Origin of the sequence: Mesorhizobium sp. M8A.F.Ca.ET.208.01.1.1, assembly GCF_004791315.1 — a bacterium.
Taxonomy (GTDB): Bacteria; Pseudomonadota; Alphaproteobacteria; order Rhizobiales; family Rhizobiaceae; genus Mesorhizobium.
This window is the reverse complement of sequence record NZ_SRUT01000320.1, coordinates 1-298: the sequence shown is the minus strand read 5'-3', so window position 1 is coordinate 298 and position 298 is coordinate 1. Positions and strand designations below refer to the sequence as shown.

At 71.5% G+C, this 298-nt stretch carries 1 protein-coding gene; it reads left to right on the top strand.

From position 1 onward, the window contains the following. Window positions 1-298, top strand: a 298-nt coding sequence (locus EN851_RS35475; protein ID WP_189587367.1) for an E3 binding domain-containing protein, incomplete at both ends; no start/stop codon positions are given.

Here is a 298-nt window from a genome sequence, read left to right as displayed (position 1 = left end):
AGCCCGCTCCGGTCGCGAATGGCCACGCCGGCGGCGAACGCGTGTTCGCATCGCCGCTCGCTCGTCGCATCGCCAAGGATGCCGGTGTCGATGTGTCCGCCGTGACCGGCACCGGCCCGCATGGCCGCGTCGTCAAGGCCGATGTCGAAGCGGCGATCTCTTCCGGTGGCGCGAAGGCTGCCCCCGCTGCGAAGTCGCCCGCCGGCGCTCCAGCCGCCGCTCCGGCCGCTGCGGCGAAGCCGATGTCGGACGACCAGGTGCTGAAACTGTTCGCCGAAGGCTCCTACGAGCTTGTGCC